The sequence below is a fragment of the Streptomyces sp. NPDC003034 genome (assembly GCF_053591375.1).
Genome location: NZ_JBSFTS010000007.1, coordinates 93,350 through 116,962, shown reverse-complemented (window position 1 = coordinate 116,962; position 23,613 = coordinate 93,350). Strand labels below are relative to the sequence as shown.

Genomic DNA, 23,613 nt, shown 5'->3' with positions numbered 1-23,613 from the left:
TCGTTCACTGGGCCGGAAACGAGCAGGGCGGCAGCCGGAGCGATCCGGCGGCCGCCCTTTCCGACGCCGTGACGCCGTGACGGCATGACTCCGTGCCGGCATGACGCCATTGAAGCCTCAGGAGCACCGAGCATGTCCCAGACCGATCAAGAACGGCCTGAACGAGAACGGCTTGAGCAGGAGCAGCCCCTGCCGGAACGGCCCCTGCCGGAGCAGGCCCTGCCGGAGCAGCCGGCCGCGGACGGGCCCGCCACCGGGCCGGCCGCCGACCGGGCACAGGATCTGCCGCGCCCGTCCGATCTGCGGGAACTGCTCACGGACGGGGTGGTGGAGCTGCGCAAGCGCGCAGAGCTGGCCACGGGCCGGGCCGGCGCCGGTACCGAGGACGGCATCACCGAGAACTACCTGGAGACCATGGCGCGCCGGGCCGCGGAACGGGCCGGCCGCCCGCGTGCGTGACCACACCGGCTGCCAGGAGCACGTCCAACAGGTTCCGGCGGGGCGGCCCGACACCGGCGCTCCACCGCGCCCGCGGCGTAGAGTCGGGCCATGTCGGACGGACGGCGGACACCGCGAGCAGAGCAGGCACCGGAGACGACTCGGCAGGCACCCGCTGCCCGGCTGTCCCTCGCCGGCAAGGTAGCCCTCGTGGCGGGGGCCACGCGGGGGGCCGGGCGGGGCATCGCGGTCCAGCTCGGCGCGCAGGGCGCGACCGTGTACGTGACGGGGCGCAGCACCCGCGGCCGGCGCTCGGAGTACGACCGGCCGGAGACCATCGAGGAGACCGCCGAGCTGGTCACGGCGGCGGGCGGCCGGGGCGTATCCGTGGTCGCCGACCATCTGGAGCCGGGGCAGGTCGAGGCGCTGGTCGGGCGGATCGACTCCGAGGAGGGGCGCCTGCACATCCTGGTCAACGACATCTGGGGCGGCGAGCAGCTCTTCGAGTGGGACAGCACGGTGTGGGAGCACGACCTGGACAAGGGGCTGCGCCTGATGCGGCTGGCGGTGGAGACCCACGCCATCACGAGCCATTTCGCGCTGCCGCTGCTGCTGCGCGAGCCGGGCGGGCTGGTGGTGGAGATGACGGACGGCACCGCCGACTACAACGGGAGGCACTACCGGGTGTCGTTCTTCTACGACATCGCCAAGTCCTCCGTCCTGCGGATGGCTTTCGCCCTCGGGCACGAGCTCGGGCCGCGCGGGGCCACGGCGGTGGCGCTGACGCCCGGCTGGCTGCGCTCGGAGATGATGCTCGACCACTTCGGGGTGACGGAGGCGAACTGGCGGGACGCGCTCGCCACGGTTCCGCATTTCGCCATCTCCGAGACCCCCTCGTACGTGGGCCGGGCGGTGGCGGCGCTGGCCGCGGATCCTCAGGTGGCGCGCTGGAACGGGCAGTCGCTCTCCAGCGGGCAGCTCGCCGGCGTGTACGGCTTCACGGACCTCGACGGCAGCAGGCCGGACGCCTGGCGGTACATGGTCGAGGTGCAGGACCCGGGCCGGCCCGCGGACACCACCGGCTACCGCTGAGGCACCCCGCTCTCGATGAGGCGCAGCTCGCGGCCGGCGCCGAGCGGGGCGAAGAACCGCTCCACGTCCGCGTCCGTGACGGCGGCCAGGTCCGGCGGGGACCAGCGGGGGTTCCGGTCCTTGTCGATGACCTGCGCCCGGATTCCCTCCACCAGATCGGGCGTGCGCAGCGCATGGCAGGAGACCCGGAACTCCTGGGCCAGCACCCGTTCCAGGGAACCGAGCCCGGCGGCCCGGCGCACGGCGGCGAGGGTGACCTTGAGCGCGGTCGGGGACTTGCCGAGGATCGTCTCGGCCGCCTCCTTCGCGGCCGGGTCGCCGTGGGGCTCGGCCGCGTGGGCGAGCAGCCGCGCCACGATCTCCTCGACGCTGCCGGCGGCGTAGCAGTGGTCGATCCAGGAGCGCTGTCCGGGGAGTTCCCCCGGCTCGGGCGTGGCGGCGTAGCGGGGCAGCACCTCGTGGACGGGGGCCGCGGCGAGGTCGCCGACCAGGTCCACGAGCCGGCCGGCGGGCACGAAGTGGTCGGCGAGGCCGCACAGCAGCGCGTCGGCGGCGCCCACCGCGGCGCCGGTGAGGGCCAGATGCGTACCGAGGAGGCCGGGGGCGCGGGCCAGCAGACGGGTGCCCCCGACGTCGGGTACGAAGCCGATACCGGTCTCGGGCATGGCGACGCGGGAGCGCTCGGTGACGATGCGGACGCTGCCGTGGGCCGATACGCCGACGCCGCCGCCCATCACGATGCCGTCCATGAGGGCGACGTAGGGCTTGGGGTAGCGGCCGATGTGGGCGTTGAGGCGGTACTCGTCGCGCCAGAAGTCCGCGGAGGCGGCGGCTCCGGCCTTGGCGTCGTCGTGGATGGCGCGGATGTCCCCGCCCGCGCACAGCCCGCGCTCGCCGGCGCCGCGGATGAGGACCTGCCGGACGGCGGGGTCCTGTTCCCAGGCGGTCAGGGCCTCGGTGATCCGCAGCACCATGGGGTGGGTGAGGGCGTTGAGGGCCTTGGGACGGTTGAGGGTGATCACCCCGGTCCCGCCTTCGATGCCGAACAGGACGCTCTCGTCTTCGGTTTTCACACCGATCAGTATGAGGGTGGGGTGTCACGGCGAGTCGGCGCCCGCAGGAGGTGCCTACCGGGCACCCGGGCATAGCGTGGCCGGCATGCGGAAGATCATGCTGATGATGTCGGTGTCTCTCGACGGTTTCATCGAGGGCCCCGAGCGGCAGATCGACTGGCACCTCGTCGATGACGAACTGCACCAGCACTTCAACGACGAGCTCCGCGCCATGGGCGGATTCCTCAGCGGCCGGGTCACCCACGAGCTCATGGCGGGGTTCTGGCCCACGGCCGATTCCGACCCCGGGGTCACGGGTCCGATGGCCGAGTTCGCGGCCATCTGGCGCTCCATGCCGAAGTACGTGTACTCGCGCACCCTGCGGGAGGCCGACTGGAACACCACGGTCGTGCGGGATGTCGTCCCGGCGGAGGTCGTCGCACTCAAGGCCTCCGCGGGCGGTGACCTGGTCCTGGGCGGGGCCGGTCTCGCCGCCTCGTTCCTGCGCCACGACCTGGTGGACGGCTACCGCATCTACGTACACCCCGTGCGCATCGGCCGCGGGAAGCCGCTCTTCCCGCCCTCCGACACGCGCACACCGCTGCGTCTGGAAGGCACCCGGGCCTTCGGGAACGGCGTGGTCCTGCTCCAGTACGGACGCCCGTAGGACGTCGCCGCGTCGACCGCTCCACGGAGCCGAGGCGATCAGCGGTTCCGCGGCGGCGCCGCCGTCACCACCCGGGCGTCCCCACCGGTCCGCTCAGGCCCGGGTGTCGAACCGCGGCCGGAACGGGCACCTCCAGCCAGACGCACTTGCCCTCCGGCAGCGGGAGGGAACCCCACTTGCGGGCGAGGCGTTCCACTATGCGCAGCCCGTGGCCGCCCGGCCGCCCCCGGTCCCTCGCGCTCCGCGGCTGCACGGGCACCGGCGGCGCCGGGTTCCCGTCGGTCACCTCCACCCGCAGGCGGTCATCGGTGCAGTCCAGGAGCAGCGAGGTGGGACCGCCGCCGTGCAGGCAGGCGTTGGCGACCACCTCCGACACCAGCAGCAGCACGTCGTCCGCTGCCTGCTGGCCCGCCTCCCCCTCGGCCGGGAGCCAGTGCCAGGCGGTCAGAGCCCGGCGGGTGAAGTCACGACTCCGCGTCACGGCATTGGTGGTCCCGTCCAGTACCAGGTACCAGGTCCGGTCGGGTGACCCCCGCTGCTCCATGGCGCTCGTACTCCTCGGTGTCGACGAAGCGATATCTAGAAATGGCGGTACCCGGTACCGAAGTGCCGGGTACCGGAGTACCCGTGTACCCACGTACCGGTGGACCTCCCAGGTGCTGAGGTCCCGGCAGGCCCCGGAGGCCCGGTCGCGGAGGCGGCCCCGCATCCGCGGGCCCGGGGCGCCGCCGGCTAGCCGGCCGCCGGGCCGCTGCGCTGGCCCAGCGCTTCCGCCACATCGGCGTGCACGGGGAAGACCCCGTCCGCGCCGGTGATGTGGAACATCCGGGCGACCGATCCCCGCAGCCCCGCCAGTTCCAGGCTGCCGCCGGCCTCCTGAGCCGTCAGTCGGCTGTGCAGCAGCACGTTGAGCCCGGTGGAATCGCAGAACCCCAGCTCCGAGAGGTCGACCACGAGCCGGCCCCCCGGCGTGACAGCCGCGTCGAGAGCCTCCCGCAGGGGCTGTGCCGTGTCATGATCCAGCTCACCCGCCAGCTCGAAGACCACGGCACCGTCCACGGTCTGCACCGCGACGGTGAAGCGCTCGCTGTCCGCTCCCGGAACCATCCTGCATCACCCTTCCGTTCTGCCCAGGCACCTTCCCGAAAGCTACGGGGATACGCCTGCGCAACGCATGACGTGCGGCCTCCGGGGCAGACGCCGGTACGGAAGCCGGTCGAGACCACTGCCACTGGAGGCATCGACATGGTCCCGCTCCTCCTCGCGCTCCTCCTCATCCTGGTCCTCTTCGGTGCCGGGTTCGCGGTGGAGGTTCGCGGTGAAGGTGCTCTGGTACATCGCCATTGCCCTCCTGGTGCTCCGGCTCCTCGGCTTCCTGGTCCGCGGCACGGCAGGCGGTGGCGGACGGGCCCGCTGGTACGCAGCACGGCCCGCAGCGAACGCACGTATCCGTAACGGAAGGACGCTCCCATGATGGACAAGGCGAAGGCCAAGGCCAAGCAGGTCAAGGGCAAGGTCAAGGAGAAGACCGGAGACGCGACCGACAACCCGCGCATGAAGACCGAAGGCACGACGGACAAGATGACCGGCAAGGTCAAGGAGACGGCCGCGAAGGCCACCGAGCGGATGAAGCGCGAAAAGAAGCGCTGACCCGGCCGCTGCCCGAACCCCGATACCGGCGACAGCCCCCGAGCGATCCGCCCGGGGGCTGTCCCATGTACCGGTGGGGGGTATACCGTGGAAGCGAGAGGTCCGGGCCCGTACGCGGACCGGCGAGGCGAGGGAGAGGCGAGAGCGATGGACCACGGCGCCCGCCCCGGCGAAACATCCGCGCACGGCCCCGCGCCCCATGCGGCCCACGCAGACCACGCAGACCACGGTCAGGCGGGCGGGGCTACTGGAGCGACCTGGGCCGTGGCCGTGAAGGCCACCCTGCACTGCCTGACCGGCTGCGCCATCGGCGAGATCCTCGGCATGGTCATCGGTACCGCGCTCGCCTGGCACGACGCCCCGACCATGATCCTGGCCATCTCGCTCGCCTTCCTCTTCGGCTACTCCTTCACCCTCCATGCCGTCCGCAGGGCCGGTCTGAGCTGGAAGGCCGCGGTCAAGGCCGCGCTGGCCGCCGACACCGTATCCATCGCGGTCATGGAACTGGTCGACAACACCATCATCGCCCTGACCCCCGGCGCCATGGACGCCCACCTGAGCGACGGGCTGTTCTGGTCCGCGCTCCTGGGGGGCTTCGCCGTCGCCTTCCTGATCACCACTCCGGTCAACAAGTGGATGATCGGCCGCGGCAAGGGCCACGCGGTGGTCCACGCCTACCACTGACGCCGGCGGCGCGTGAGCATCACGCCGGGGGCCACCGTGCGGCGCTTTCCGTGTCCTTGAGGCGGCCGGTCACCACCAGGTTGCCGTCCGGGGTGCGCCGGGCGAGGACGCCGGTGCGGAAGTAGCCGTCGCTGGTGAAGGAGCGCGCGTTGTGGTCGGGCGCGCGGTAATAGCCTCGCAGGGTAGCGGGACCGCGGGCGAGGATCTCGCCCGCCTCCCCGTCGGGCACGTCCTTGCCGTCGGCGTCGACCATGCGGATCTCGTCGTCGGGCGAGAGCGGTCGACCCTGCGTGGTCAGCACGGTCTCGTCCGGATCGGCGGGCCGGGTGAGAGTGAGCAGCCCCTCGGCCGTGCCGAAGACCTGCTGCAGGCGGCAGCCCCATGCGGGGCCCATCCGTTCGGCCGTCTCCCGGCGCAAGGGCGGCGAGCCGCCGATCTGCACGAGACGCAGGCTGCTCAAGTCGGCCCGGAGGGCGGGAAGTGCGTCGAGCCAGAGCTCGGCGACGGCGGGCACCACCGAGGTGATGGTGACCCGTTCCCGTCCGATGACCGGAAGGCACTCGGCAGGGTCGGGGTCCTCGACCAGGACGACGGTGCCGCCCACGGAGAGGGTGCCGAGGATGCCGGGGCAGCCGAAGGCGAAGTTCGACTCGGCGGGCAGCGCGGCGAGATACACGTCGTTCTCGGTGAGCGATACCAGCTCGGCGGCGGCGCGCGCCTGATGGGCGTAGTCGTTGTGGGTGCGCGGAACGAGCTTGGGCGCCTCGGTGCTGCCGCCGGAGAGCAGGAGGAACGCCACCTGGTCGGCGCTCTGGGAAAGCGCCGGCTCGGGCGGGGCGTCGATGGAGTCCAGCGGGCTGTGGTGGCAGCCGGACGGATCGGTCGTCAGGCCGCCGCCGTACGGGGACGAGTCGCCCGGCGCCTCCAGGGTGAACACCCGCCGCAGGAAGGGCTCTCGGGCCGCGATGTCCGAGGCCATCGCCGCATGGTCGAAGCCCTGGTACGTCGAGGGACCGACGTAGCCGACGGCCTGGGTGACCCGCACGACGTGGAACACCTCGGACGCGCGGTGCGAGACCGGGCACAGTACGGGGACCACGCCGGCGCGCATCAGCGCGAACACGGTGATGACGAACTCGGGAACGTTCGGCAGCTGGACGACCACCCGTTGCCCGGGCCGCAGGCCCCGCTGCCGGAATCCGGCGGCCATACGGCCCACGCGCCGGTTCATGCTGGCGTACGTGATGCGGGCGCCGCCGTGCACGAGCGCGGTCCGCGGTCCGTACTGCAGGGCCCAGCCGCGCAACAGGTTGTCCAGCGTATTGCCGCGCCAGTACCCGGCCGCCCAGTAGCGGTCGGCGAGCTCCTCGGGCCAGGGCGTGCAGCCGTCGAGCATGGTGGTCATTCGCTTCCTTCCGAACTGTTCGGGCGACCCGCCGTCCTGACCTTGCAATCCAATGCGCCAACCCCCCTGTACGCAATGCGCTGTCCCGACCATGGACGCCGAATCCCCTCAGCGGAAAGCCCAATGAGCGCCGCTGACCAGGAGGAACACTCGGGCCGGCACAGGCTGGGGAAACGGCCCCGCGCTCCGCGTGATCGCGTAGCGGACCGACGCCGGCAGCGGCCGCGTTCTCCGTTCCCCTCGTTCCCGCACCGGGTGGGAAGCCGCCGGGACCGGTCCGGGAACGCCCGTTGGGAATCTCAGGGCGTCGAAAGCGACACCGGGATCCGAACACACAAGGGGAACAAGATGCGTGGCAAGCTCGCTGCTCTGGCCGGTCTCTTCACCTTCGCCCTCGCCCTGGGCCTCGGCTTCTCCGGCGAGCAGAACGACCAGGCCGACACCACCGCCGGCTACACCGTCCAGGCGGAGAACAAGGGCCCCAACACCCCCGCCCCCGCTCCGGGTCTGTGACCCCTCCCCCCACCGCAGCGGGCCAAGACAGCGGTCCGGCGGCTGATCTCTCGCGCGCGACTGACTCGGCCTAACCACACACCTCGGTGACGGGCTTGGTCGAGCCGTCCGGCGTGTAGGTGATGCTCTTGCCGTCCCGGTTGAACGTCACCTCGTAGGTGCGGTCCTCCGTCTGGCCCGGCGTGAGGACGGCCTGGACGTAGCGGCCCGTGCCGTCCACGATGACGGCGCGGCCCTGGTCGATGACGACGTAGGCGTTGCCCCTCCGCAGTCCGCACATCGGCAGCGCGGAGGTGTCCGGGGAGACGTCGCCCACGCGGTACGTGCGCGAGGGGGACGGTGCCGGCTCGGGGGCGTGGTGCGGCTGGGTGGAGGGCTTAAGCGTGTCGACTGCGACGGCCGTGGTGAAGCGGGAGCCGTTCGGGCACTCGCCGTCGATGCCCCAGGTCTGCACCCGGTCAGGCAGATAGTTCGGGTCACCCGGCCTGCCGCGGACGTCGGAACCAATCTTGGTCGTCCCGGCGTACGTGTGACCGCCGTACTTCTCGCCCGGCTGGAGGCCGAGCACGACCTCCCCGAACAACTGCGAATCCGCGGTGATGGTTCCCGGCGGCCCATCGGTGACGGGACAGACGACAGTGACCCGCAGCCGGTCGTTCGGCCCGACGACGGACGGCGTGACCCAGGCCGGCGCGTCGGGCGGCGGGGCGGCCGACGCGGCACCCGGGCACAGTACGCAGGCGCACGCGCAGGCCGCGGCTATCAGGTATCGGGACACACGCATGGCATCAGCCTCCCGTGGTGACACCCCGAGCGGTCCATCTATAACCCCAAACCGAGATCACTAAGCCGTTCGGGTGTCGGGCGCGGCCATCAAACGGTGTCACGGTTTGCTATCGACAGGTGACGGTTCGTGGCTGACCGGCCGGTCAGGTGGGCACCCGCCGGGACGGCACGCAGGACGGGTCCCACGTGCCGTCCCCGACCACGGCCGGTGCCGTTCCTCACCCGGCGTCCGCCGGGGCCTCACAAGCCCACGAAGCCGGGTTCGGCTTGCGGCAGGGGTGCACACGGCCGGCGCAAGACCCTGATCGGGTGCCGCGCATCCCCCGTCCACTCGAACGTGTGAGTTCAAGAGCACCCGACCCCGGGGGAACCGCCCAGCCCACCCGGATCGCATTCACGTGCGAAGGCTTCCTCCTTTCGTGGCCGTTACGGCCTCAGATCCGGGGCGTTTCTAGAGCACCAGTGCCACCCCGGCGCCCCGTTGGAGGACACCATGAGCCCTGCACCCACACCCGGGCATCAGCCCACCGGATTCGAACAGGGACGGCCCGTCGGTTTCCTCTGCGCGTCCACCGCGCAGCGCGTCGGTGGTGCTGCCCGCAGCTCAGCGCGACTGGGGACGAGGTGGGGGGCGTGAGCGACGCCGGCGATGCCGGGATCTCCCCGAGCGCCGTCCCCGGGCAGCGGCCGGCTCCGCTCCCGCTGCCTCCCTCAACTGTCCCGGCCGGCCCCCCGGACGGGGATGTGGCGGATGAAATGGAGGAGGCCTACTGGTCCGTTCACGACGGCGCCGCCGCCAACGCCACCGTGCGGCAGGTGCTCGCCCGGCTGCCCCGGATTACCGCCCTGGTCGGGCGGCTCGCCTGGCAGGCGGACCGCACCGCGACCATGACCGTCCTGGTCTGCCAGTTGGCGTCGGCCGTCATGAGCGCCTGCGGACTGCTCGCCTCGGTGGCCGTCCTCCAGCACCTCTTCGCCCAGGGCCCCACACCCGGCCGCGTACGCGCGGCCATTCCGCAGATCCTTCTGGTGGTCGGCTTCCTCGCAGCCCGCGCTCTCCTGGAAGCGGCTGTCGCGGCGGCCCAGGCCCGCGTGACGCCCAGGATCCGCACCGCCCTGGAATGCGAGTTCTTCCAACTCACCGCACACGTACGGCTGGAGGCGGTGGAGGACGCCGCATGGCACGACGAAGTACACCGAGCCAACGATCGCGGCCTGTTCTACGCCCGCCAGATCGTCGGACAGGTCATCTCGCTCGTCTCCGCCGCCCTGGGTCTCGTCGGCACCGCCTCCGTGTTGAGCGTCCTGCACCCCGCGCTCCTTCCCCTCCTCATCCTGTCCGTCGTCCCGGTGGGCGCGGCCGCGGTCCGCAGCGCCCGTGCCCGCTTCCACTCCTTCAAGCGGTGGAACGCCATGCAGCGGCGGGTCAGGGTCTTCTCGTGGCTGCTGCTGGACGTGGACGCGGCCGCCGAGCTGCGCTCCGACACCGCCCAGGACGCCCTCCTGGACGAGCACCGGCGACTCACCACCAAGATCGCTGCGGAGGACACGCGGCTGGGCGTGTCCGCCGCGGTCCTCAACCTGGCCGGGCGCGCCGTCGGCGGTCTCGGCACCGGCATCACCTACACCGCGCTGGGCGGCATGCTGATCGCCGGGTGGCTGCCCCTGGCCGCCGGCGCCGGCGCCGTCCTGGCCATCCAAGCCGGACAAGCTTCCCTGACCCGCCTCGTCGAGGTGGCCCACCTCGTCTACGAACATGCCCTCTGGGTGGACGACCTCCTCACCGTCCAGGAGCGCTGCCGACGGCTCCTGCCGCGCACAGCCACCGTGCAGGCCCCCCGGCGGGTGAAGACCATCACCCTTGACGACGTGCACTTCACCTATCCCGGCAAGGACACTCCAGCGCTGAACGGCATCACCCTGACCCTCTCGGCCGGGGAGACCGTCGCGTTCGTCGGCCTCAACGGCTCCGGCAAGTCCACCTGCGCCAGACTTCTGGCAGGGCTGTACGAGGCGCAGCAGGGCAGTGTCCGCTGGGACGGTGTCGACGTCCGCGAGATGGACGCCCAGTCAGTGCACCGGCAGGTCGCCTGCGTCCTCCAGGACCCGGCTCATTTCCCGTTCAGCGCCCTGTCGAACATCACCATCTCCACGGGCAGTCTCGTGGAGGCCGATCCCCAACGCGCCATGGACGCCGCACGGGCTTCGGGCGCCGACCGCGTCGTCGCCGGCCTGCCCCGGCAGTGGGAGACGCTGCTCTCCAAGCGGTTCAAAGGCGGCCAAGAGCTGTCCGGCGGACAGTGGGCCAAAGTCGCCGTGGGCCGCGGTCTGTACAAGAAGGCGCCGCTGCTGCTCCTGGACGAACCGACCGCCAGCATGGACCCGCCGTCCGAACACGCAGTGTACGAGGCCGTACTGCGCGGACGGTTGCGCGAAGACCAGATCACCGTGCTGATCTCCCACCGGCTGGCCAGCGTCGTCGACTGCCACAAGATCTTCGTCTTCGACGACGGCCGCATCGTCGAAGCCGGCTCCCACGATGAGCTCATGGCCCGTGGCGGCTCATACGCCGCCATGTTCACCCTCCAGGCCGGCGCCTACCAGCCGCGCGCCGCCAACGTCGAGAGGACGGAGAAGTGACCTCTCCTTGAGGCCACCCGGCCGTCTCAGCATGCTCCGGTCCCCACGGAAGCGGTCAGGCGCCGCGGTCCCGATGGTCTCCGACCGGTCCCGACCGGGCGCACAAAAGGATCAGGGGCTGCTTTGGATTCCTCCAAAGCAGCCCCTGATCTACGACTCTTCCGAGTCGGGACGACAGGATTTGAACCTGCGACCCCTTGACCCCCAGTCAAGTGCGCTACCAAGCTGCGCCACGTCCCGATGTGCCTTCGGTGTGCTTTCGACTGGGTTTTCCCTGTCCCGGCGGCACATGCAGAACATTACCCCACGCCCGGGGGTCCGCACGCACCGGTGATCGGCGACGGGCAGGATGAAGGAGTGAACGCACGGGATCGGGACGACGAGGGGCGGGCGCGCAGCGCGCGGCCCAGGGACGGGCTGGGGCGGCCGCTGCCGTACGGGGCGAGCGGCGTGGAGCGCCAGCCCGAGGGGGTGGTGCGGTCGCCCGCGCAGACCGTGCGGGAGGCGCAGCGGCTGCTCGACGCCGGGATGCCCTTCCATGCGCACGAGGTGTTCGAGGACGCCTGGAAGTCCGGCCCGCCGGAAGCGGCTCCGCTCTGGCGGGGGCTCGCGCAGCTGGCGGTCGGGCTGACGCACGCGGCGCGCGGGAACGCGGTCGGCGGGGCCCGGCTGCTGCTCCGGGGCGCCGCGGGGATCGAGGGGCTGCCGTCGGTCCCGTACGGGACCGAGGGGCTGCCCGGGGGTCCGTACGGGATCGACGTGGCCGGCCTGGTCCGGTGGGCCCGGGAGCTCGCCGGCCGGGTGGCGGCGGGCCAGGCCGTCGACGCCGCGAGCGAGGCACCCCGGCTCCTGGCGCGGTGACCGGCAAGGTCTGCCGGTGGGCCGGCGAGGCGTTGCCCGCCCTAGCCGGCAGTCGGCTGGAGGAGGTCCCAGCGGTTGCCGTACAGGTCTTCGAAGACGGCGACGGAGCCGTACGTCTCGTGGCGCGGCTCCTCCAGGAAGCGGACGCCCTCGGCCGTCATCCGGGCGTGGTCGCGGGCGAAATCGTCGGTGTGGAGGAAGAAGCCGACCCGGCCGCCGGTCTGGTCGCCGACCCGGGAGCTCTGGGCCTCGCCCTTGGCGCGCGCCAGGAGCAGCGCGCTCTCTGTGGCGCCGGGCGGGCGGACCACGACCCAGCGGGAGCCGTCCGGGCGCTCGGTGTCCTCGGCGAGCTCGAAGCCGAGGGCGCGGGTGTAGAAGTCGATGGCCTCGTCGTAGTCGTCGACCACGAGAGCGGCGAGGGCGATGTGTGCGGGCATGGGGGTCAGTCTCGCGCAGCCGTCAGCAGGACGACCTCCAGGGTGCGGGGGCCGTGGACTCCTTCCACCCGGTCGAGTTCGATGTAGCTGGTGGCGGACGGGCCGGAGATCCAGGTCAGGGGGCGGGTTGCCCGCCTCGCGCAGCCGGTCCCAGTCGGCCAGTTCGGCGACCGCGCGGGCGTGCTTGTCGCGGATGGTGTGGGTGGCGTGCCGCAGATTGGCGCGGAGCACGCCGTCCCGTACGGCCTCCCGCGCGGCGGCGGGAAAGGCGGGCATGCCGAGTGGTGTGGCCGTCATCGCAGGGGTTCCTCCTCGGTCGCGGCCAGGATCTCGGCGAGGTGCAGGGTGCGCAGCGGGGCGCCGGCGCGGCGCAGGAGGCCGTCCAGGTGGGCGAGGCAGGAGTTGTCGGCGCCGCACAGGACCTCGGCGCCGGTGGCGGCCGCGTTGTGGATCTTGTCGGTGCCCATGGCGGCGGATACGTCCGGGTTCTTGACGGCGAAGGTGCCGCCGAAGCCGCAGCATTCCTCGGCGTCGGGCAGCTCGATGAGGTCCAGGCCCTTGACGGCGGCCAGCAGTCGCCGCGGGCGCTCCCCCAGTGCGAGTTCCCGTAGACCGTGACAAGAAGGGTGATAGGTCACGGTGTGCGGATAGGAGGCACCCACATCGGTCACGCCGAGCACGTCGACCAGGAATTCGGTCAGCTCGTACACGTGCGGAGCCAGGGAGTCCGCCGCCTCGGCGAGTGCGCTGCCGCGGCCCTCCGCGGCCGCCTTGCGCCCGATCCGGGATAGTGCGCGCGGAGCATCGCGGCGCAGGACCCCGAGGGGGTGACGACGTACTCGTACCCGGCGAAGACCTCGGCCGTGCGCCGGACGAGGGGTTCGGCCTCCCGCCGGTAGCCGGTGTTTACTGCGGCTGACCGCAGCAGCTCTGCCCGGCCGGGAAGTCCACCTCGACGCCCAGCCGCTCCAGGAGGCGTACGACGGCGATGCCGGTACGCGGGTACAGCGCGTCATTGACGCAGGTGACGAACAGGGCGACACGCATGACGGGCAGAATAGCCGGGTGAAGAAGTTCTCAGTGATCGGCATAGGCGCGGGCGACCCGGACCACCTGACCCTCCAGGCGGTCAAGGCGATCGGCGCGGCGGACGCATTCCTCATCCTGGAGAAGGGAGAGGAGAAGGCGGATCTGACCGGGCTGCGGCGCGCGATGCTCGACGCGCACGCCCGCCCCGGCCACCGGCTGGTGGAGGGCCGTGACCCGGACCGGGACCGGACCCCGGCCGACTACACCCCGACGGTGGACGGCTGGCGCAGCGCGCGGGCCGAGCTGTTCGAGCGGTTCATCGCGCAGGACCTGGCGGAGGGCGAGACCGGGGCGTTCCTGGTGTGGGGCGACCCCTCGTTGTACGACTCCACGCTGGCGATCCTCGACGAGGTGCTGGAGCGGGGCCGGGTGGCCTTCGAGCACGAGGTCGTACCGGGCATCAGCAGCGTGTCGGCGCTGCTCGCACGCCACCGGGCCCCTCTGAACCGGGTGGGGCGTCCGGTCCAGATCACCACGGGGCGGCGGCTGGCCGAGGGCTGGCCGACGGACGTGGACGACGTGGTGGTGATGCTGGACGCGCGGCATGCCTTCACCGCCCACCTGGACCAGGACCTCTACATCTACTGGGGGGCCTACGTCGGCACCCCCGACGAGATCCTGGTCTCGGGGAAGCTGGCGGAGGTCGCCGGGCGGATCGAGGAACTGCGGACCGAGGCGCGGGCCCGCAAGGGATGGATCATGGATACCTACTTGCTTCGGCGCGGCTGACCAGCCGCTGGCGCCCCTGAAAAGGCCAGGCGGGCGGGGCGGGCAGGCGGGTAGGACCGCGCGCCGCCGGGTACTACGAGGTCCGCCCGCTGCTCGCCGCCTGGTACTGGAGGTTCTGCACCTCCACGGTGTGGTCCACGGGCCGGGGCAGTTCCACGCGCGCCGCCGCCGTCCCGCCCCGCACCACTTCCGCCTTGCTGGTGCCCGCCTTCAGCGGCAGCAGCTCGGAGTGGACCCCGGCCGGGGCCTCGTGCGTGTCCTTGGCGGATCCGACGGTCGTACGGACGGTTGCGGGCCGGGCGAGGAAACTGAGCACCTCGACCGTGTCCCGGGGTGCGGCGCTGCCCTTGCGCGGCGACATCACCAGCGACTGGTCCCCCGAGGGGTCGGCGCCGGCGAACTGGGTGCGCGCCGTGAGGTACAGCGTGTCGCGGACGATCTTCGGCCAGCTGCCCGTCTTGAACTTGGTCAGGTAGTACGAGGTCAGGTCCAGGTAGGTGTGGCCGTTGTGCAGTGAGGGCGCGAAGTGGCTGCCCTCCGAGTAGTCGTTCCACGTGGTCAGCTGCACCCAGTCGGCGCCGTCTTCGATGGCGTGGGTCCACGTGGAGCGCAGCGTCGCGGTGTTGCCGGCCTCGTCGTAGATGCCCTGGTTGGGCCGGGCGTCCTGCACCGACACCGGCTGCATCCAGATCTTGCCCATGCCGTGGGCCCGCTGGACATCGCGCGTGGAGCCCTCCTGGCCGACGTAGCTGCGGCTGCCCCACTCGGAGAAGCCGTAGCTGATGGGGGCGAACTCACCACTGTGCGCGCCGAAGTCGAGGAAGAGGGGGACGAAGGCCGTACGGATGCCGTGCCGGGTCCGGAGGCTGTCGATGACCTCGGTCCACCAGGCGGCGTTCTTCGTCTCCGCCTTGAAGGGGGAGACGACGAGCCGGCCGTCGGGGAGGCGGTGGGCGGCCGGGGCCTTGCCGAGCGCCGCCAGCGCGTCGGCGAGGACGCCCGGGTCGTCGGTCTTGAGGGAGGTCATGTCCGGCATCAGCATGACCTTGAAGTCCGGGTCCACCGCATGGGCCGCCTCCATCAGGAGGTTGGACCGCTCCCAGTTCTTGCCGGTGAGGGAGAGCATGTCGAGCGTGAACCCGTCGATGCCCGCGGCGCGGGCGGTGCGTACCTCCTGCTGGAGGTTGGCCGACTCCCACTCGCCGTCCTTGGGCGGGACGGGCAGCGGCCGGTCCCGCAGCAGGCCGCCGTACCTCTGGTGCTTGCCGCTCTCGCCGCCCGGGTCCAGGTAGTTGCGGGTGTAGTAGTCGCGGTCGGCGCTCGCGTTGTCCAGGGAGAGCGGGTACGGGGTGAAGTAGTGGGCGAACACCAGCTTGCGGCCCGCTTCGCCCGAGCGCAGCGCGGCCGGCTGGGGCAGGTCGAAGGGCAGGGCCCCGGCGGGGCGGGCGGCTCCGGTGTCGAGCGGCGCCTGAGCGGTGGCCCCGGTTCCTGCCTTGCCGGTCGGGGCGGTCGTGCCCGGCTGCTGCGGGGTGGCGGCCGGGCCGGAGGCGGCGGGTCCGGTGGCGGCGCCCGGCTCGGCGGGCCCCGGCCCGCCGGTGCCGGAAGCCGAACCGCCGTACGGGGAGGCAGTGGTGAAGGGGTCCCAGGCGATACCGGTGGCGGCGCAGACTCCGACGAGGAGGAAGCCGGAGATCAGCAGGGCGAGCAGGGGCCTGCGTCCGCGGAAGCGCGACCGCCGCCGGTGCGAGGTGGGGCGGGCCGCCCGCCGCACCGCCCGCTCCGCCCGCCGGTCCGCGCGCCTGTCCGGTCTCATCCTGGCCCCTCCCGTGAATATGCCCCGAGGAGGGGCTGCACAGCAGTAGAGCCCAATACCGGCTTCCGGACAACCGTTCCCAGGGGGCGGGGCGGGGACACGTACGTCACAGGGCCCACGGGAACTACGCCGGCCGGGCGGGCCGGGGCTGCCCCGGCCCAAGTGACCTCAACAGGCCGCGCGCAGACGTCTACCTGATCATCGACACCTCACCGGCCCCCGCGCCCTTTCCCCGCACCCGCTCGGGAGCCGTACGCGCACCGGTCGCGAGCCGTGCCCGCACCCCGGTCCGTACGAGCGGCCTCAGGCCGGTACGCTCAACGCGCCAGGGAGGCCACGGCCCTGCGCACACCGCGGTGCGCGGCCGCCTTCGCGGGCTGCTTCGCGGTCGCCGGGTACATCGCCTCGACCTGGCGGGCGGTGGACACCCGGGCAACGAGCTGCGCACGGTCGGAGGCGGGCAGTTCCACCTCGAACACGTCCGCGAGCAGGCCCGGCAGCTCTTCCGGTGCGTAGCGGTGAGTTGTGGCCGTGCCGTCGGGGAGGGTGGTGGTGAGGATCGTGCCGTCCAGGAACCGGTGCTCCCCCGCGCCCATCCGCTGCACGACCAGCCGGCCGGCGAACGGTGAGCGCGGGTGGGTGGACAGGAAGTGGTTGGCCACCAGCCAGTCCTGCGGGTAGCGCTGGTCGAGCGTGAAGGCGTGCAGGTCGAACCAGCCGTCGGCGCCCCTGGTCTGCATCGCGTAGACGGCGTCGCCGACCTCGGTCGCCGCCTGGCGCAGCCGGAAGCCCCAGTCGTCGCAGGTGTTCTCGCCGCCGTCCACCAGTTCCAGGGGCTCCAGCGGGTTGCGGCCGAAGCCGGGGTCGCAGAGCCACACCTTGCCGGTGTCGGCCGTCTCGGCGGTCTCCACCCGCAGCATGGCGTGCGTGGCGGGACGGATGCCGTCGGAGCCGATGCGGACGCGCGAGGCCAGCCCGGTCACGCCGAAGCCGACGCGCTCCAGGGCCGCCGCGAGGAGCAGGCTGTGCTCGTAGCAGTAGCCGCCGCGGCGCTGGTGCACCAGTTTGCCCTGAAGGTCCTGTAGGTCGAGGGAGAGCGGCCGGCCGAGTACGATCTCGACGACTTCGAAGGGGATGGCGGTGATGTGCGCCCGGATCAGGGCCCGCAGGACGTCGAGCGTGGGCGTGAGCTGGCCGTCGTAGCCGATCCGCCGCAGGTACGCATCCAGATCGAGGCGGCTGCCCTGCCAGGCCGTGGCGTCGTCGTTCTTCGTCATGGCGCTCATCGTGCATAGCGGAGGCTCCGGAACCGGACCCCCCGGACCGGAGAACGTCACATCCCCGGGGATGCGCCGGGACGTGCGCGGGACATGCCCGAGACGTGCGCGAGAGGTGGCCCCTGGACGTCGAGCCGGCACGGGTCCGCCGGCTCCGGGAAAACAGATCGGGGAAGACTGCTCGGGAAGACGGCTCGGGGAAAACGGCTCCGCCCCGGCCGGCGACTGCCGGACGGGGCGGAAAACGAGGGCGCGGCCCTGGGGGGTGAGTACGGCACGTGCCGTACCGGCTGCCTCAGCCCAGGATCGCGAGCGCCTTGTTGAAGGTCGCGGACGGCCGCATGACCGCCTCCGCCTTGACCGGGTCGGGACGGAAGTACCCGCCGATGTCGGCCGGGGAGCCCTGCACCGCGATCAGCTCGGCCACGATGGTCTGCTCCTGCTCGCCCAGCGCCGTGGCGAGCGCCTGGAAGGCCGCGGCCAGCTCGGCGTCCTCGGTCTGCCGGGCCAGCTCCTGCGCCCAGTACAGCGCGAGGTAGAAGTGGCTGCCGCGGTTGTCGATGCCGCCCAGCTTGCGGCTCGGCGACTTGTCCTCGTTGAGGAAGGTGCCGGTCGCGCGGTCCAGGGTGTCGGCCAGCACCTGGGCGCGGGCGTTGCCGGTGGTGGTCGCGAGGTGCTCGAAGCTGGCCGCCAGTGCGAAGAACTCGCCCAGGCTGTCCCAGCGCAGGTAGTTCTCCTTGACGAGCTGCTGGACGTGCTTGGGGGCGGAGCCGCCGGCGCCCGTCTCGAAGAGGCCGCCGCCGTTCATCAGCGGGACGACCGAGAGCATCTTGGCGCTGGTGCCCAGCTCCAGGATCGGGAAGAGGTCGGTCAGGTAGTCGCGCAGCACGTTGCCGGTCACCGAGATGGTGTCCTCGCCGCGGCGGATGCGCTCCAGGGAGAAGGCGGTGGCCTCGACCGGGGAAAGGATCTTGATGTCCAGACCCTCCGTGTCGTGCTCGGCCAGGTACGTCTTGACCTTGGCGATCAGCTGCGCGTCGTGCGCGCGGCCCTCGTCCAGCCAGAAGACGGCCGGGACGCCGGTGGCGCGGGCGCGGGTGACGGCGAGCTTGACCCAGTCCTGGATCGGCAGGTCCTTGGTCTGGCAGGCGCGGAAGATGTCGCCCGCGGCGACCTCCTGCTCCAGGACCGTGTTGCCCGCGGCGTCGACCAGGCGGACGGTGCCCGCCGCGGCGATCTCGAAGGTCTTGTCGTGGCTGCCGTACTCCTCGGCCTTCTGGGCCATCAGGCCGACGTTCGGCACCGAGCCCATCGTGGAGGGGTCGAAGGCGCCGTGAGCGCGGCAGTCCTCGATGACGGCCTGGTAGACACCGGCGTAGCTGCTGTCCGGCAGGACGGCGAGCGTGTCGGCCTCCTGGCCGTCCGGGCCCCACATGTGGCCGGACGTGCGGATCATGGCCGGCATGGAGGCGTCGACGATGACATCGCTCGGCACGTGCAGGTTGGTGATGCCCTTGTCGGAGTCGACCATCGCGAGGGCCGGGCCCTCGGCCAGCTCCGCCTCGAAGGAGGCCTTGATCTCGGCGCCGATGTGCGGGACCGCGTCCAGTCCCTTCAGGACGGCGCCGAGGCCGTCGTTCGGGGACAGGCCGGCGGCGATGAGCACCTCGCCGTACTTCGCGAAGGTCTTCGGGAAGAAGGCGCGGACCACGTGGCCGAAGACGATCGGGTCGGAGACCTTCATCATCGTGGCCTTGAGGTGCACGGAGAAGAGCACGTCTTCGGCCTTGGCGCGGGCGATCTGCCGGGTGAGGAAGGCGTCGAGGGCGGCGGCGCGCATGACGGCGGCGTCGACGACCTCACCGGCCTGGACCGGTACGGACTCGCGCAGGACGGTGGTGGCGCCGTCGGCCGCCACGTGCTCGATGCGCAGCGAGCCGGGCTCGGCGATGACGGTGGACTTTTCGGTGGAGCGGAAGTCGTCCTCGCCCATGGTGGCGACGTTCGTCTTCGACTCGGGGACCCAAGCGCCCATGCGGTGCGGGTGCGTCTTGGCGTAGTTCTTGACCGAGGCGGGGGCGCGGCGGTCGGAGTTGCCCTCGCGCAGGACCGGGTTGACGGCGCTGCCCTTGATCTTGTCGTAGCGGGCGCGCGCCTCGCGCTCAGCGTCGGTCTTCGGGTCGTCCGGGAAGTCCGGAAGCGCGTAGCCCTGGCCCTGGAGCTCGGCGATCGCGGCCTTGAGCTGCGGGATCGAAGCCGAGATGTTGGGCAGCTTGATGATGTTCGCTTCCGGGGTCTTCGCCAGCGCGCCCAGCTCGGCGAGGTCGTCGGCGATCCGCTGGCTCTCCTGAAGGTACTCGGGGAAGCTGGCGATGATCCGGCCCGACAGGGAGATGTCGCGGGTCTCGACGTTCACTCCGGCCGTCGACGCGTACGCCTGGATCACAGGCAGGAAGGAATACGTCGCCAGGGCCGGGGCCTCGTCGGTGTGCGTGTAGATGATGGTCGAGTCAGTCACCGGATGCTCCGCTCCACAGTCTGCGTCTCTCGTCTGCAACATTGCTCGACATCAAGATATCTCGTGATCGGCCCGGCGGGGACAGCCCCCTGCCGGGAGCTTGCCGAGACACACGTCACCCCCGCCTCAGCCCACCCGGGACGGCGAAAGCGCCGCAGCCGACGTGTTCCGTCGACTGCGGCGCTCAGCTGTGCGCGGGGCCTGCTCAGGCGTGGACGGCCTTGGGGTCCGGGCCGTACTCGTTGGGCTGCGGCTGGCCGGCGGTGGCCATCAGGACCAGCAGCCAGATGCCGCCGATGAGCGGGACGAAGGCGATGAAGTACCACCAGCCGGACTTGCCGAGGTCGTGCAGGCGGCGCACGGTGACGGCGAGGGTCGGGACGAGGGTGGCGAGGAGGTAGAGGCCGTAGATGATCATGTTCGCACCGATCACGGTGTCAATGATCAGAAGGACGACGGCAACGGCCAGGTTGAACAGGAAGAACATCCAGAATTCCTGGCGGCGGGCGCGGCCGGAAAAGTCTGCGTACTTCTTCAGCACGTCGGTGTAGTAGTGCACGTTCCCCCCAAGGGACGGAAATCTCGGCCCGTCCTGCTGGAGCAAGCCGGGGCAGAACTTATGCGCGCTTTACGTCGCGGTCAAGCCAGTTCACAAGACACCGGATTGGCCGCTTTCCGCGGTTTCCCGGCTCAAACACATCGGTACCGGGCGCCCTTTGGAACCCACTGGTGACACTAGGTCACCCGGGGTGACCGAATAGGGCGGCAGGGGGCCTACGAGGGGCGCGGGAGCGCTTCCGTGTTCGGGATGTCCGCAACCTCCCCGCCCGCGTCCACGTGCCACCACCGGCCCGGGCCTGCTCCATTGACTCCCGGATCGTTATCGCAATGCGACGGCTGGGGAGAGGGGACTCGCTCGTCCAGCCCGTGCGGGCCGCCCTCCGGGTACGGCCGACACAGCGGGCAGTCGGCGTGACTGGGCTCACCCCATAGGAGATGTTGACGAGCTGGAACCGGGTCTCCGAGGAACGGGCCCGGTGCAGCCGGGAGTCGATGAAGCCGGACTTGGAACCCATGAGGGCGGCGCGACGCTCCCACGCCGCGATGAACTGATCGAGGTGTTCGGCGGATATTTTGCAGACGTTGATGAACGTGACGGCGGTGTCCGGCAGTCGGCGGGCTTGGTTGCCGGTGGTCACAGGAAGCTTGAGCAGTAACTGGCGCGGCCCGGACCGCATTTGGGCGAGCGGTCGGCCGGCGATGCGGTCGGGAGACGACAGTGTCATTGACGTCTCCCAGCAGTCGACGTCACCGGCCTGTGCACGGAGGGATGTCGGAGTTGCGGCGGCAGGTATTCCGGGCGTCGTATGCGGACTTCAGCGCGGTCAGCCGCCGGCGATCTTCCGCGGTGCAGGCGGTGCGGGTCCGTTCCTGATCGGCGGCGGCTTCAGAGCCGGCCGTTGCGCGGGAAGCCCCGGTGGATGAAGAGGCAGGCGAGCGCCGTGACGGAGAGCGTCGCCGGGTACCCGTACGTCCAGCGCGGTTCGGGCACGTGGTCGAAATTCATGCCGCAGAGGCCACGGATCCCGCAGACCATGGTCGGTACGGCGAGTCGGTGGCCCGCGCGCGGGTGGACGCCGTCGTCGTCACGGCCGGTCGATGAACACGTTCGTCGACTTGACCCGGGCCGTGGCCCGCGCGCCCACCTCCAGCCCGAGCTCCTCCACCGCCTCCCGGGTCAGCAGCGACACGATGCGGTGCGGCCCGGCCTGGATCTCCACCTGCGCCGCGACCGTACCGAGCTTGACCGCCGTGACGATCCCGGGGAAGGCGTTGCGCGCCGAGGTGTACGGGGCCTCCTCGCCCTCCGCGCCCTCCTGCGCCGCGGCCACGCAGAAGGCCGCCAGGTCCGGCCCGTCCACCATCCGCCGCGTGCCCTCCCGTCGGGTGGGGAAGCGCTCGGCGTCCGCCCAGCGGCGGGCGGTGTCGACGCTGACGCCGAGCAGCCGCGCCGCTTGTCCGATCGTGTAGGACTCCATGGCGTCAGCCTAGGGCGTCCGTTTCCCGCGGTCCCGCCCGACGCCGCGGAGCCGGGTCGGAGGTCGGCCGGTGGTCGGCCGGTGGTCATGGGCGGTGGTCATGGGCGGCCCGGCGCCGGTTCAGCGCAGCGCCTCGCGGGCCGCCGCCGCGATCACCTCCGCCACCATCGACAGCGCCGGCGAGTCGAGCTTCCACTGCTGCCAGTACAGCGGCACGTCCATCGGCTGCCGCGGCGCCAGCAGGACCAGCTCCCCCGACCGCACCAACGGCCTGGCCTGCGGTTCCGGAACCAGCCCCCACCCCAGCCCCGCGACCACCGCGTCGCGGAATCCCTCCGACGTCGGCATGGAGTGCCGTACCGCGGCGGCGCCGCGCCCCTCCTCGGTCCCCGCCCCCGCCCCCGTCCCGGTCCCGTCCGCCGCGGCCTCCGCCGCCAGGGACCGTACGAACGCGTCCTGGAGGTCGTCCTTCCGGTCGAACACGATGGTCGGCGCCTCCCGCAGGTCCCGCTCCAGCGATCCCGTCAGGTGCCGCGCCGCGAAGCCCGGGCTCGCCACCGGCAGGTACCGCGCCAGCCCCAGCCTCCGTACGGTGCATCCGGCGACCGGGTCGGGCGAGGAGGTCACAGCCGCCATCACCTGCCCCTCCCGCAGCAGCGCCGTCGTGTGCGACTCGTCCTCGCGGTGCAGCTCGAAGCAGACGGGAGGGTCCTGCGGCACCCGGGTCAGCGCCGACAGGAACCAGGTCGCCAGCGAGTCCGCGTTCACGGCGATCGGCAGCCGTACGGGGCCCGCCTCGGCAGCCATGCCCAGCTCGGCCCGCGCGTCCCGCTCCAGCCGTGCCAGCTGTCGCGCGAACCGGATCACCACCTGCCCCGATTCCGTGGCGCGCACGGGCTTCGTCCGCATCAGCAGCACCCGCCCCGTCCGCTGCTCCAGCGCCTTGACCCGCTGGCTCACCGCCGAAGGGGTCACGTGCAGGGCGGCCGCCGCCGCGTCGAAGGTGCCCTCGTCCACCACCGCCAGCAGGGTCCGGACCTGGTCCAGAGGAAGCTCTTCCATCACAAGCGCTAAGGGTACGTAAAAATCTTTAGCTGTACTGAAACCGTGGCTCTGCCTACGGTCGATGCATGACACACGGCATCATCACGGCAGGCCTCGCCGGTTTCGGAACCGGACTCTCCCTCATCGTCGCCATCGGCGCGCAGAACGCCTTCGTCCTCCGTCAGGGCGTGCGCCGCCACGCGGTGCTCGCCGTGGTCGCCATCTGCGCCGTGTCCGACGCGCTCCTCATCGCCCTCGGCGTCGCCGGCGTCGGCGCTTTCGTCACCGCGTGGCCGGCCGCCCTCACGCTCGTCGGGCTGGCCGGGGGCGGGTTCCTGATCTGCTACGGAATCCTCGCCGCCCGCCGGGTGCTGCGCCCCACCCCGGGCGCTGCCCTCGCCACCGAGGGCGACTCCCCCGGTTCCGGCCGCCGGGCGGTACTGACCTGCCTGGCCATGACCTGGCTCAACCCGCACGTCTACCTGGACACCGTCCTGCTCCTCGGCTCGCTCGCGGCGGACCGCGGCGACCTGCGCTGGGCCTTCGGAATCGGGGCGGTGCTCGCCAGCCTCACCTGGTTCAGCAGCCTCGGCTACGGGGCGCGGCTCCTGAGCGGCCTCCTCGCCCGCCCCTCGGCCTGGCGGGTCCTGGACGGCTTCGTCGCGGCGACGATGGTCACGATGGGCGGCCTCCTGCTCGCCCGCGCCTAATCTTCTGCGGCGGGCAGCGGGGAGGTCGCACCACGGCCCGCCGGCTCGGGCCTAGCGTGCGCACGGTCACCTACCGGCTGGCGCGCACCAGCCAGCTCACCGGCCAGCTCACCGGTCATGATCCAGCCGCCCCGGAGCAGGGTACGTCCTGCACACCGCGGCTCTGGGC

22 protein-coding genes, 1 tRNA gene and 4 pseudogenes are annotated in these 23,613 nt (G+C 71.7%); 11 read left to right on the top strand and 16 right to left on the bottom strand.

Annotated features, from left to right (window positions below; genetic code table 11):
• Positions 1 to 132: 132 nt before the first annotated feature.
• Both ACWDX7_RS10985 and ACWDX7_RS10980 read left to right on the top strand, forming a co-directional pair.
• Positions 133 to 459, top strand: coding sequence for a hypothetical protein (locus ACWDX7_RS10985; RefSeq protein WP_451490152.1), 327 nt, complete (start codon positions 133 to 135; stop codon positions 457 to 459).
• A gap of 90 nt (positions 460 to 549) precedes the next feature.
• Complete coding sequence (locus tag ACWDX7_RS10980; RefSeq protein ID WP_451490151.1) at positions 550 to 1,530, top strand: SDR family oxidoreductase; 981 nt, start codon at positions 550 to 552, stop codon at positions 1,528 to 1,530.
• On the opposite strand, the gene ACWDX7_RS10975 is transcribed toward ACWDX7_RS10980, so the two are convergent.
• A complete protein-coding gene (locus tag ACWDX7_RS10975; RefSeq protein WP_451490150.1) occupies positions 1,521 to 2,603 on the bottom strand; it encodes an enoyl-CoA hydratase/isomerase family protein in 1,083 nt (360 codons plus the stop codon). The two genes, ACWDX7_RS10980 and ACWDX7_RS10975, sit on opposite strands and share 10 nt — an antisense overlap.
• An 85-nt stretch (positions 2,604 to 2,688) precedes the next feature.
• Here ACWDX7_RS10975 and ACWDX7_RS10970 point away from each other — a divergent pair, with 85 nt between their 5' ends.
• Positions 2,689 to 3,249, top strand: a complete 561-nt coding sequence (locus ACWDX7_RS10970; protein WP_451490149.1) for a dihydrofolate reductase family protein — start codon at positions 2,689 to 2,691, stop codon at positions 3,247 to 3,249.
• A gap of 64 nt (positions 3,250 to 3,313) precedes the next feature.
• On the opposite strand, the gene ACWDX7_RS10965 is transcribed toward ACWDX7_RS10970, so the two are convergent.
• Both ACWDX7_RS10965 and ACWDX7_RS10960 read right to left on the bottom strand, forming a co-directional pair.
• Positions 3,314 to 3,793 (bottom strand): ATP-binding protein, encoded by a 480-nt coding sequence (locus ACWDX7_RS10965; RefSeq protein ID WP_451490148.1) that lies wholly within the window; start codon positions 3,791 to 3,793, stop codon positions 3,314 to 3,316.
• A 188-nt stretch (positions 3,794 to 3,981) separates the two neighbouring features.
• Positions 3,982 to 4,356 carry an STAS domain-containing protein gene (locus ACWDX7_RS10960; protein ID WP_451490147.1) on the bottom strand — a complete coding sequence of 125 codons (375 nt, stop codon included), beginning with the start codon at positions 4,354 to 4,356 and terminating at the stop codon, positions 3,982 to 3,984.
• Positions 4,357 to 4,494: 138 nt separating this feature from the next.
• Between ACWDX7_RS10960 and ACWDX7_RS10955 the strand changes: the two are divergent.
• From ACWDX7_RS10955 to ACWDX7_RS10945, 3 genes and pseudogenes are all read left to right on the top strand, one after another.
• A pseudogene (locus ACWDX7_RS10955) lies at positions 4,495 to 4,723 on the top strand (hydrophobic protein).
• Positions 4,720 to 4,899, top strand: a complete 180-nt coding sequence (locus ACWDX7_RS10950; RefSeq protein WP_451490146.1) for a CsbD family protein — start codon at positions 4,720 to 4,722, stop codon at positions 4,897 to 4,899. Before ACWDX7_RS10955 ends, ACWDX7_RS10950 begins: the two are co-directional and overlap by 4 nt.
• A 147-nt stretch (positions 4,900 to 5,046) precedes the next feature.
• Complete coding sequence (locus tag ACWDX7_RS10945; protein WP_451490145.1) at positions 5,047 to 5,583, top strand: DUF4396 domain-containing protein; 537 nt, start codon at positions 5,047 to 5,049, stop codon at positions 5,581 to 5,583.
• A 19-nt stretch (positions 5,584 to 5,602) separates the two neighbouring features.
• Here ACWDX7_RS10945 and ACWDX7_RS10940 read toward each other — a convergent pair whose 3' ends face one another.
• Positions 5,603 to 6,988, bottom strand: coding sequence for a (2,3-dihydroxybenzoyl)adenylate synthase (locus ACWDX7_RS10940; protein ID WP_451490144.1), 1,386 nt, complete (start codon positions 6,986 to 6,988; stop codon positions 5,603 to 5,605).
• Positions 6,989 to 7,336: 348 nt separating this feature from the next.
• Between ACWDX7_RS10940 and ACWDX7_RS10935 the strand changes: the two genes are divergently transcribed.
• Entirely contained in the window at positions 7,337 to 7,501 is a 165-nt protein-coding gene (locus ACWDX7_RS10935; RefSeq protein ID WP_451490143.1) for a hypothetical protein, read from the top strand.
• Positions 7,502 to 7,571: 70 nt separating this feature from the next.
• On the opposite strand, the gene ACWDX7_RS10930 is transcribed toward ACWDX7_RS10935, so the two are convergent.
• On the bottom strand, positions 7,572 to 8,285 hold the full coding sequence (locus ACWDX7_RS10930) for a hypothetical protein (RefSeq protein WP_451490142.1): 714 nt from the start codon (positions 8,283 to 8,285) through the stop codon (positions 7,572 to 7,574).
• A 635-nt stretch (positions 8,286 to 8,920) separates the two neighbouring features.
• On the opposite strand from ACWDX7_RS10930, the gene ACWDX7_RS10925 reads away from it, so the two are divergent.
• Positions 8,921 to 10,927: an ABC transporter ATP-binding protein gene (locus ACWDX7_RS10925; protein ID WP_451750203.1), complete on the top strand. Its 2,007-nt coding sequence runs from the start codon at positions 8,921 to 8,923 to the stop codon at positions 10,925 to 10,927.
• 166 nt (positions 10,928 to 11,093) lie between these two features.
• Here the strand turns inward: ACWDX7_RS10925 and ACWDX7_RS10920 are convergent.
• Positions 11,094 to 11,167 (bottom strand) — tRNA-Pro (locus ACWDX7_RS10920).
• Between the two features lie 117 nt (positions 11,168 to 11,284).
• Here ACWDX7_RS10920 and ACWDX7_RS10915 point away from each other — a divergent pair.
• Positions 11,285 to 11,788: a DUF309 domain-containing protein gene (locus tag ACWDX7_RS10915; protein ID WP_451490140.1), complete on the top strand. Its 504-nt coding sequence runs from the start codon at positions 11,285 to 11,287 to the stop codon at positions 11,786 to 11,788.
• A 41-nt stretch (positions 11,789 to 11,829) separates the two neighbouring features.
• Here ACWDX7_RS10915 and ACWDX7_RS10910 read toward each other — a convergent pair whose 3' ends face one another.
• The 3 genes and pseudogenes from ACWDX7_RS10910 to ACWDX7_RS10900 all read right to left on the bottom strand — a co-directional run bounded on the left by ACWDX7_RS10910 (position 11,830) and on the right by ACWDX7_RS10900 (position 13,272).
• Positions 11,830 to 12,225: a VOC family protein gene (locus ACWDX7_RS10910; RefSeq protein ID WP_451490228.1), complete on the bottom strand. Its 396-nt coding sequence runs from the start codon at positions 12,223 to 12,225 to the stop codon at positions 11,830 to 11,832.
• Between the two features lie 5 nt (positions 12,226 to 12,230).
• A pseudogene (locus ACWDX7_RS10905) lies at positions 12,231 to 12,353 on the bottom strand (LUD domain-containing protein); the annotation flags it as partial.
• Between the two features lie 165 nt (positions 12,354 to 12,518).
• Positions 12,519 to 13,272 (bottom strand): annotated as a pseudogene (locus ACWDX7_RS10900) ((Fe-S)-binding protein).
• An 18-nt stretch (positions 13,273 to 13,290) separates the two neighbouring features.
• Here ACWDX7_RS10900 and cobF point away from each other — a divergent pair.
• Positions 13,291 to 14,043 (top strand): precorrin-6A synthase (deacetylating), encoded by a 753-nt coding sequence (gene cobF / locus ACWDX7_RS10895; protein ID WP_451490139.1) that lies wholly within the window; start codon positions 13,291 to 13,293, stop codon positions 14,041 to 14,043.
• A 73-nt stretch (positions 14,044 to 14,116) separates the two neighbouring features.
• On the opposite strand, the gene ACWDX7_RS10890 is transcribed toward cobF, so the two are convergent.
• The 7 genes and pseudogenes from ACWDX7_RS10890 to ACWDX7_RS10860 all read right to left on the bottom strand — a co-directional run bounded on the left by ACWDX7_RS10890 (position 14,117) and on the right by ACWDX7_RS10860 (position 22,752).
• Complete coding sequence (locus tag ACWDX7_RS10890; RefSeq protein WP_451490138.1) at positions 14,117 to 15,856, bottom strand: endo-1,3-alpha-glucanase family glycosylhydrolase; 1,740 nt, start codon at positions 15,854 to 15,856, stop codon at positions 14,117 to 14,119.
• Positions 15,857 to 16,173: 317 nt separating this feature from the next.
• Complete coding sequence (locus ACWDX7_RS10885) at positions 16,174 to 17,133, bottom strand: arylamine N-acetyltransferase family protein (RefSeq protein WP_451490137.1); 960 nt, start codon at positions 17,131 to 17,133, stop codon at positions 16,174 to 16,176.
• 295 nt (positions 17,134 to 17,428) lie between these two features.
• On the bottom strand, positions 17,429 to 19,651 hold the full coding sequence (locus ACWDX7_RS10880; RefSeq protein WP_451490136.1) for an NADP-dependent isocitrate dehydrogenase: 2,223 nt from the start codon (positions 19,649 to 19,651) through the stop codon (positions 17,429 to 17,431).
• A gap of 205 nt (positions 19,652 to 19,856) precedes the next feature.
• Complete coding sequence (locus tag ACWDX7_RS10875; protein ID WP_451490135.1) at positions 19,857 to 20,210, bottom strand: DUF805 domain-containing protein; 354 nt, start codon at positions 20,208 to 20,210, stop codon at positions 19,857 to 19,859.
• A gap of 888 nt (positions 20,211 to 21,098) precedes the next feature.
• Positions 21,099 to 21,263, bottom strand: a pseudogene (locus ACWDX7_RS10870) (magnesium transporter CorA); the annotation flags it as partial.
• A 34-nt stretch (positions 21,264 to 21,297) separates the two neighbouring features.
• On the bottom strand, positions 21,298 to 21,690 hold the full coding sequence (locus ACWDX7_RS10865) for a TOBE domain-containing protein (RefSeq protein ID WP_451490133.1): 393 nt from the start codon (positions 21,688 to 21,690) through the stop codon (positions 21,298 to 21,300).
• 120 nt (positions 21,691 to 21,810) lie between these two features.
• On the bottom strand, positions 21,811 to 22,752 hold the full coding sequence (locus ACWDX7_RS10860; RefSeq protein ID WP_451490132.1) for a LysR family transcriptional regulator ArgP: 942 nt from the start codon (positions 22,750 to 22,752) through the stop codon (positions 21,811 to 21,813).
• 68 nt (positions 22,753 to 22,820) lie between these two features.
• On the opposite strand from ACWDX7_RS10860, the gene ACWDX7_RS10855 reads away from it, so the two are divergent.
• On the top strand, positions 22,821 to 23,444 hold the full coding sequence (locus ACWDX7_RS10855; RefSeq protein ID WP_451490131.1) for a LysE/ArgO family amino acid transporter: 624 nt from the start codon (positions 22,821 to 22,823) through the stop codon (positions 23,442 to 23,444).
• Positions 23,445 to 23,613: the final 169 nt, after the last annotated feature.

Excerpts from the sequence above, each read along its gene's own strand:
- ACWDX7_RS10985 (WP_451490152.1), top strand. The coding sequence starts at position 133 with ATGTCCCAGACCGATCAAGAACGGCCTGAACGAGAACGGCTTGAGCAG.
- ACWDX7_RS10980 (WP_451490151.1), top strand. The coding sequence starts at position 550 with ATGTCGGACGGACGGCGGACACCGCGAGCAGAGCAGGCACCGGAGACG.
- ACWDX7_RS10970 (WP_451490149.1), top strand. The coding sequence starts at position 2,689 with ATGCGGAAGATCATGCTGATGATGTCGGTGTCTCTCGACGGTTTCATC.
- ACWDX7_RS10965 (WP_451490148.1), bottom strand. The coding sequence starts at position 3,793 with ATGGAGCAGCGGGGGTCACCCGACCGGACCTGGTACCTGGTACTGGAC.
- ACWDX7_RS10960 (WP_451490147.1), bottom strand. The coding sequence starts at position 4,356 with ATGGTTCCGGGAGCGGACAGCGAGCGCTTCACCGTCGCGGTGCAGACC.
- ACWDX7_RS10950 (WP_451490146.1), top strand. The coding sequence starts at position 4,720 with ATGATGGACAAGGCGAAGGCCAAGGCCAAGCAGGTCAAGGGCAAGGTC.
- ACWDX7_RS10945 (WP_451490145.1), top strand. The coding sequence starts at position 5,047 with ATGGACCACGGCGCCCGCCCCGGCGAAACATCCGCGCACGGCCCCGCG.
- ACWDX7_RS10940 (WP_451490144.1), bottom strand. The coding sequence starts at position 6,988 with ATGACCACCATGCTCGACGGCTGCACGCCCTGGCCCGAGGAGCTCGCC.
- ACWDX7_RS10935 (WP_451490143.1), top strand. The coding sequence starts at position 7,337 with ATGCGTGGCAAGCTCGCTGCTCTGGCCGGTCTCTTCACCTTCGCCCTC.
- ACWDX7_RS10930 (WP_451490142.1), bottom strand. The coding sequence starts at position 8,285 with ATGCGTGTGTCCCGATACCTGATAGCCGCGGCCTGCGCGTGCGCCTGC.
- ACWDX7_RS10910 (WP_451490228.1), bottom strand. The coding sequence starts at position 12,225 with ATGCCCGCACACATCGCCCTCGCCGCTCTCGTGGTCGACGACTACGAC.
- ACWDX7_RS10890 (WP_451490138.1), bottom strand. The coding sequence starts at position 15,856 with ATGAGACCGGACAGGCGCGCGGACCGGCGGGCGGAGCGGGCGGTGCGG.
- ACWDX7_RS10885 (WP_451490137.1), bottom strand. The coding sequence starts at position 17,133 with ATGACGAAGAACGACGACGCCACGGCCTGGCAGGGCAGCCGCCTCGAT.
- ACWDX7_RS10865 (WP_451490133.1), bottom strand. The coding sequence starts at position 21,690 with ATGGAGTCCTACACGATCGGACAAGCGGCGCGGCTGCTCGGCGTCAGC.
- ACWDX7_RS10860 (WP_451490132.1), bottom strand. The coding sequence starts at position 22,752 with ATGGAAGAGCTTCCTCTGGACCAGGTCCGGACCCTGCTGGCGGTGGTG.
- ACWDX7_RS10855 (WP_451490131.1), top strand. The coding sequence starts at position 22,821 with ATGACACACGGCATCATCACGGCAGGCCTCGCCGGTTTCGGAACCGGA.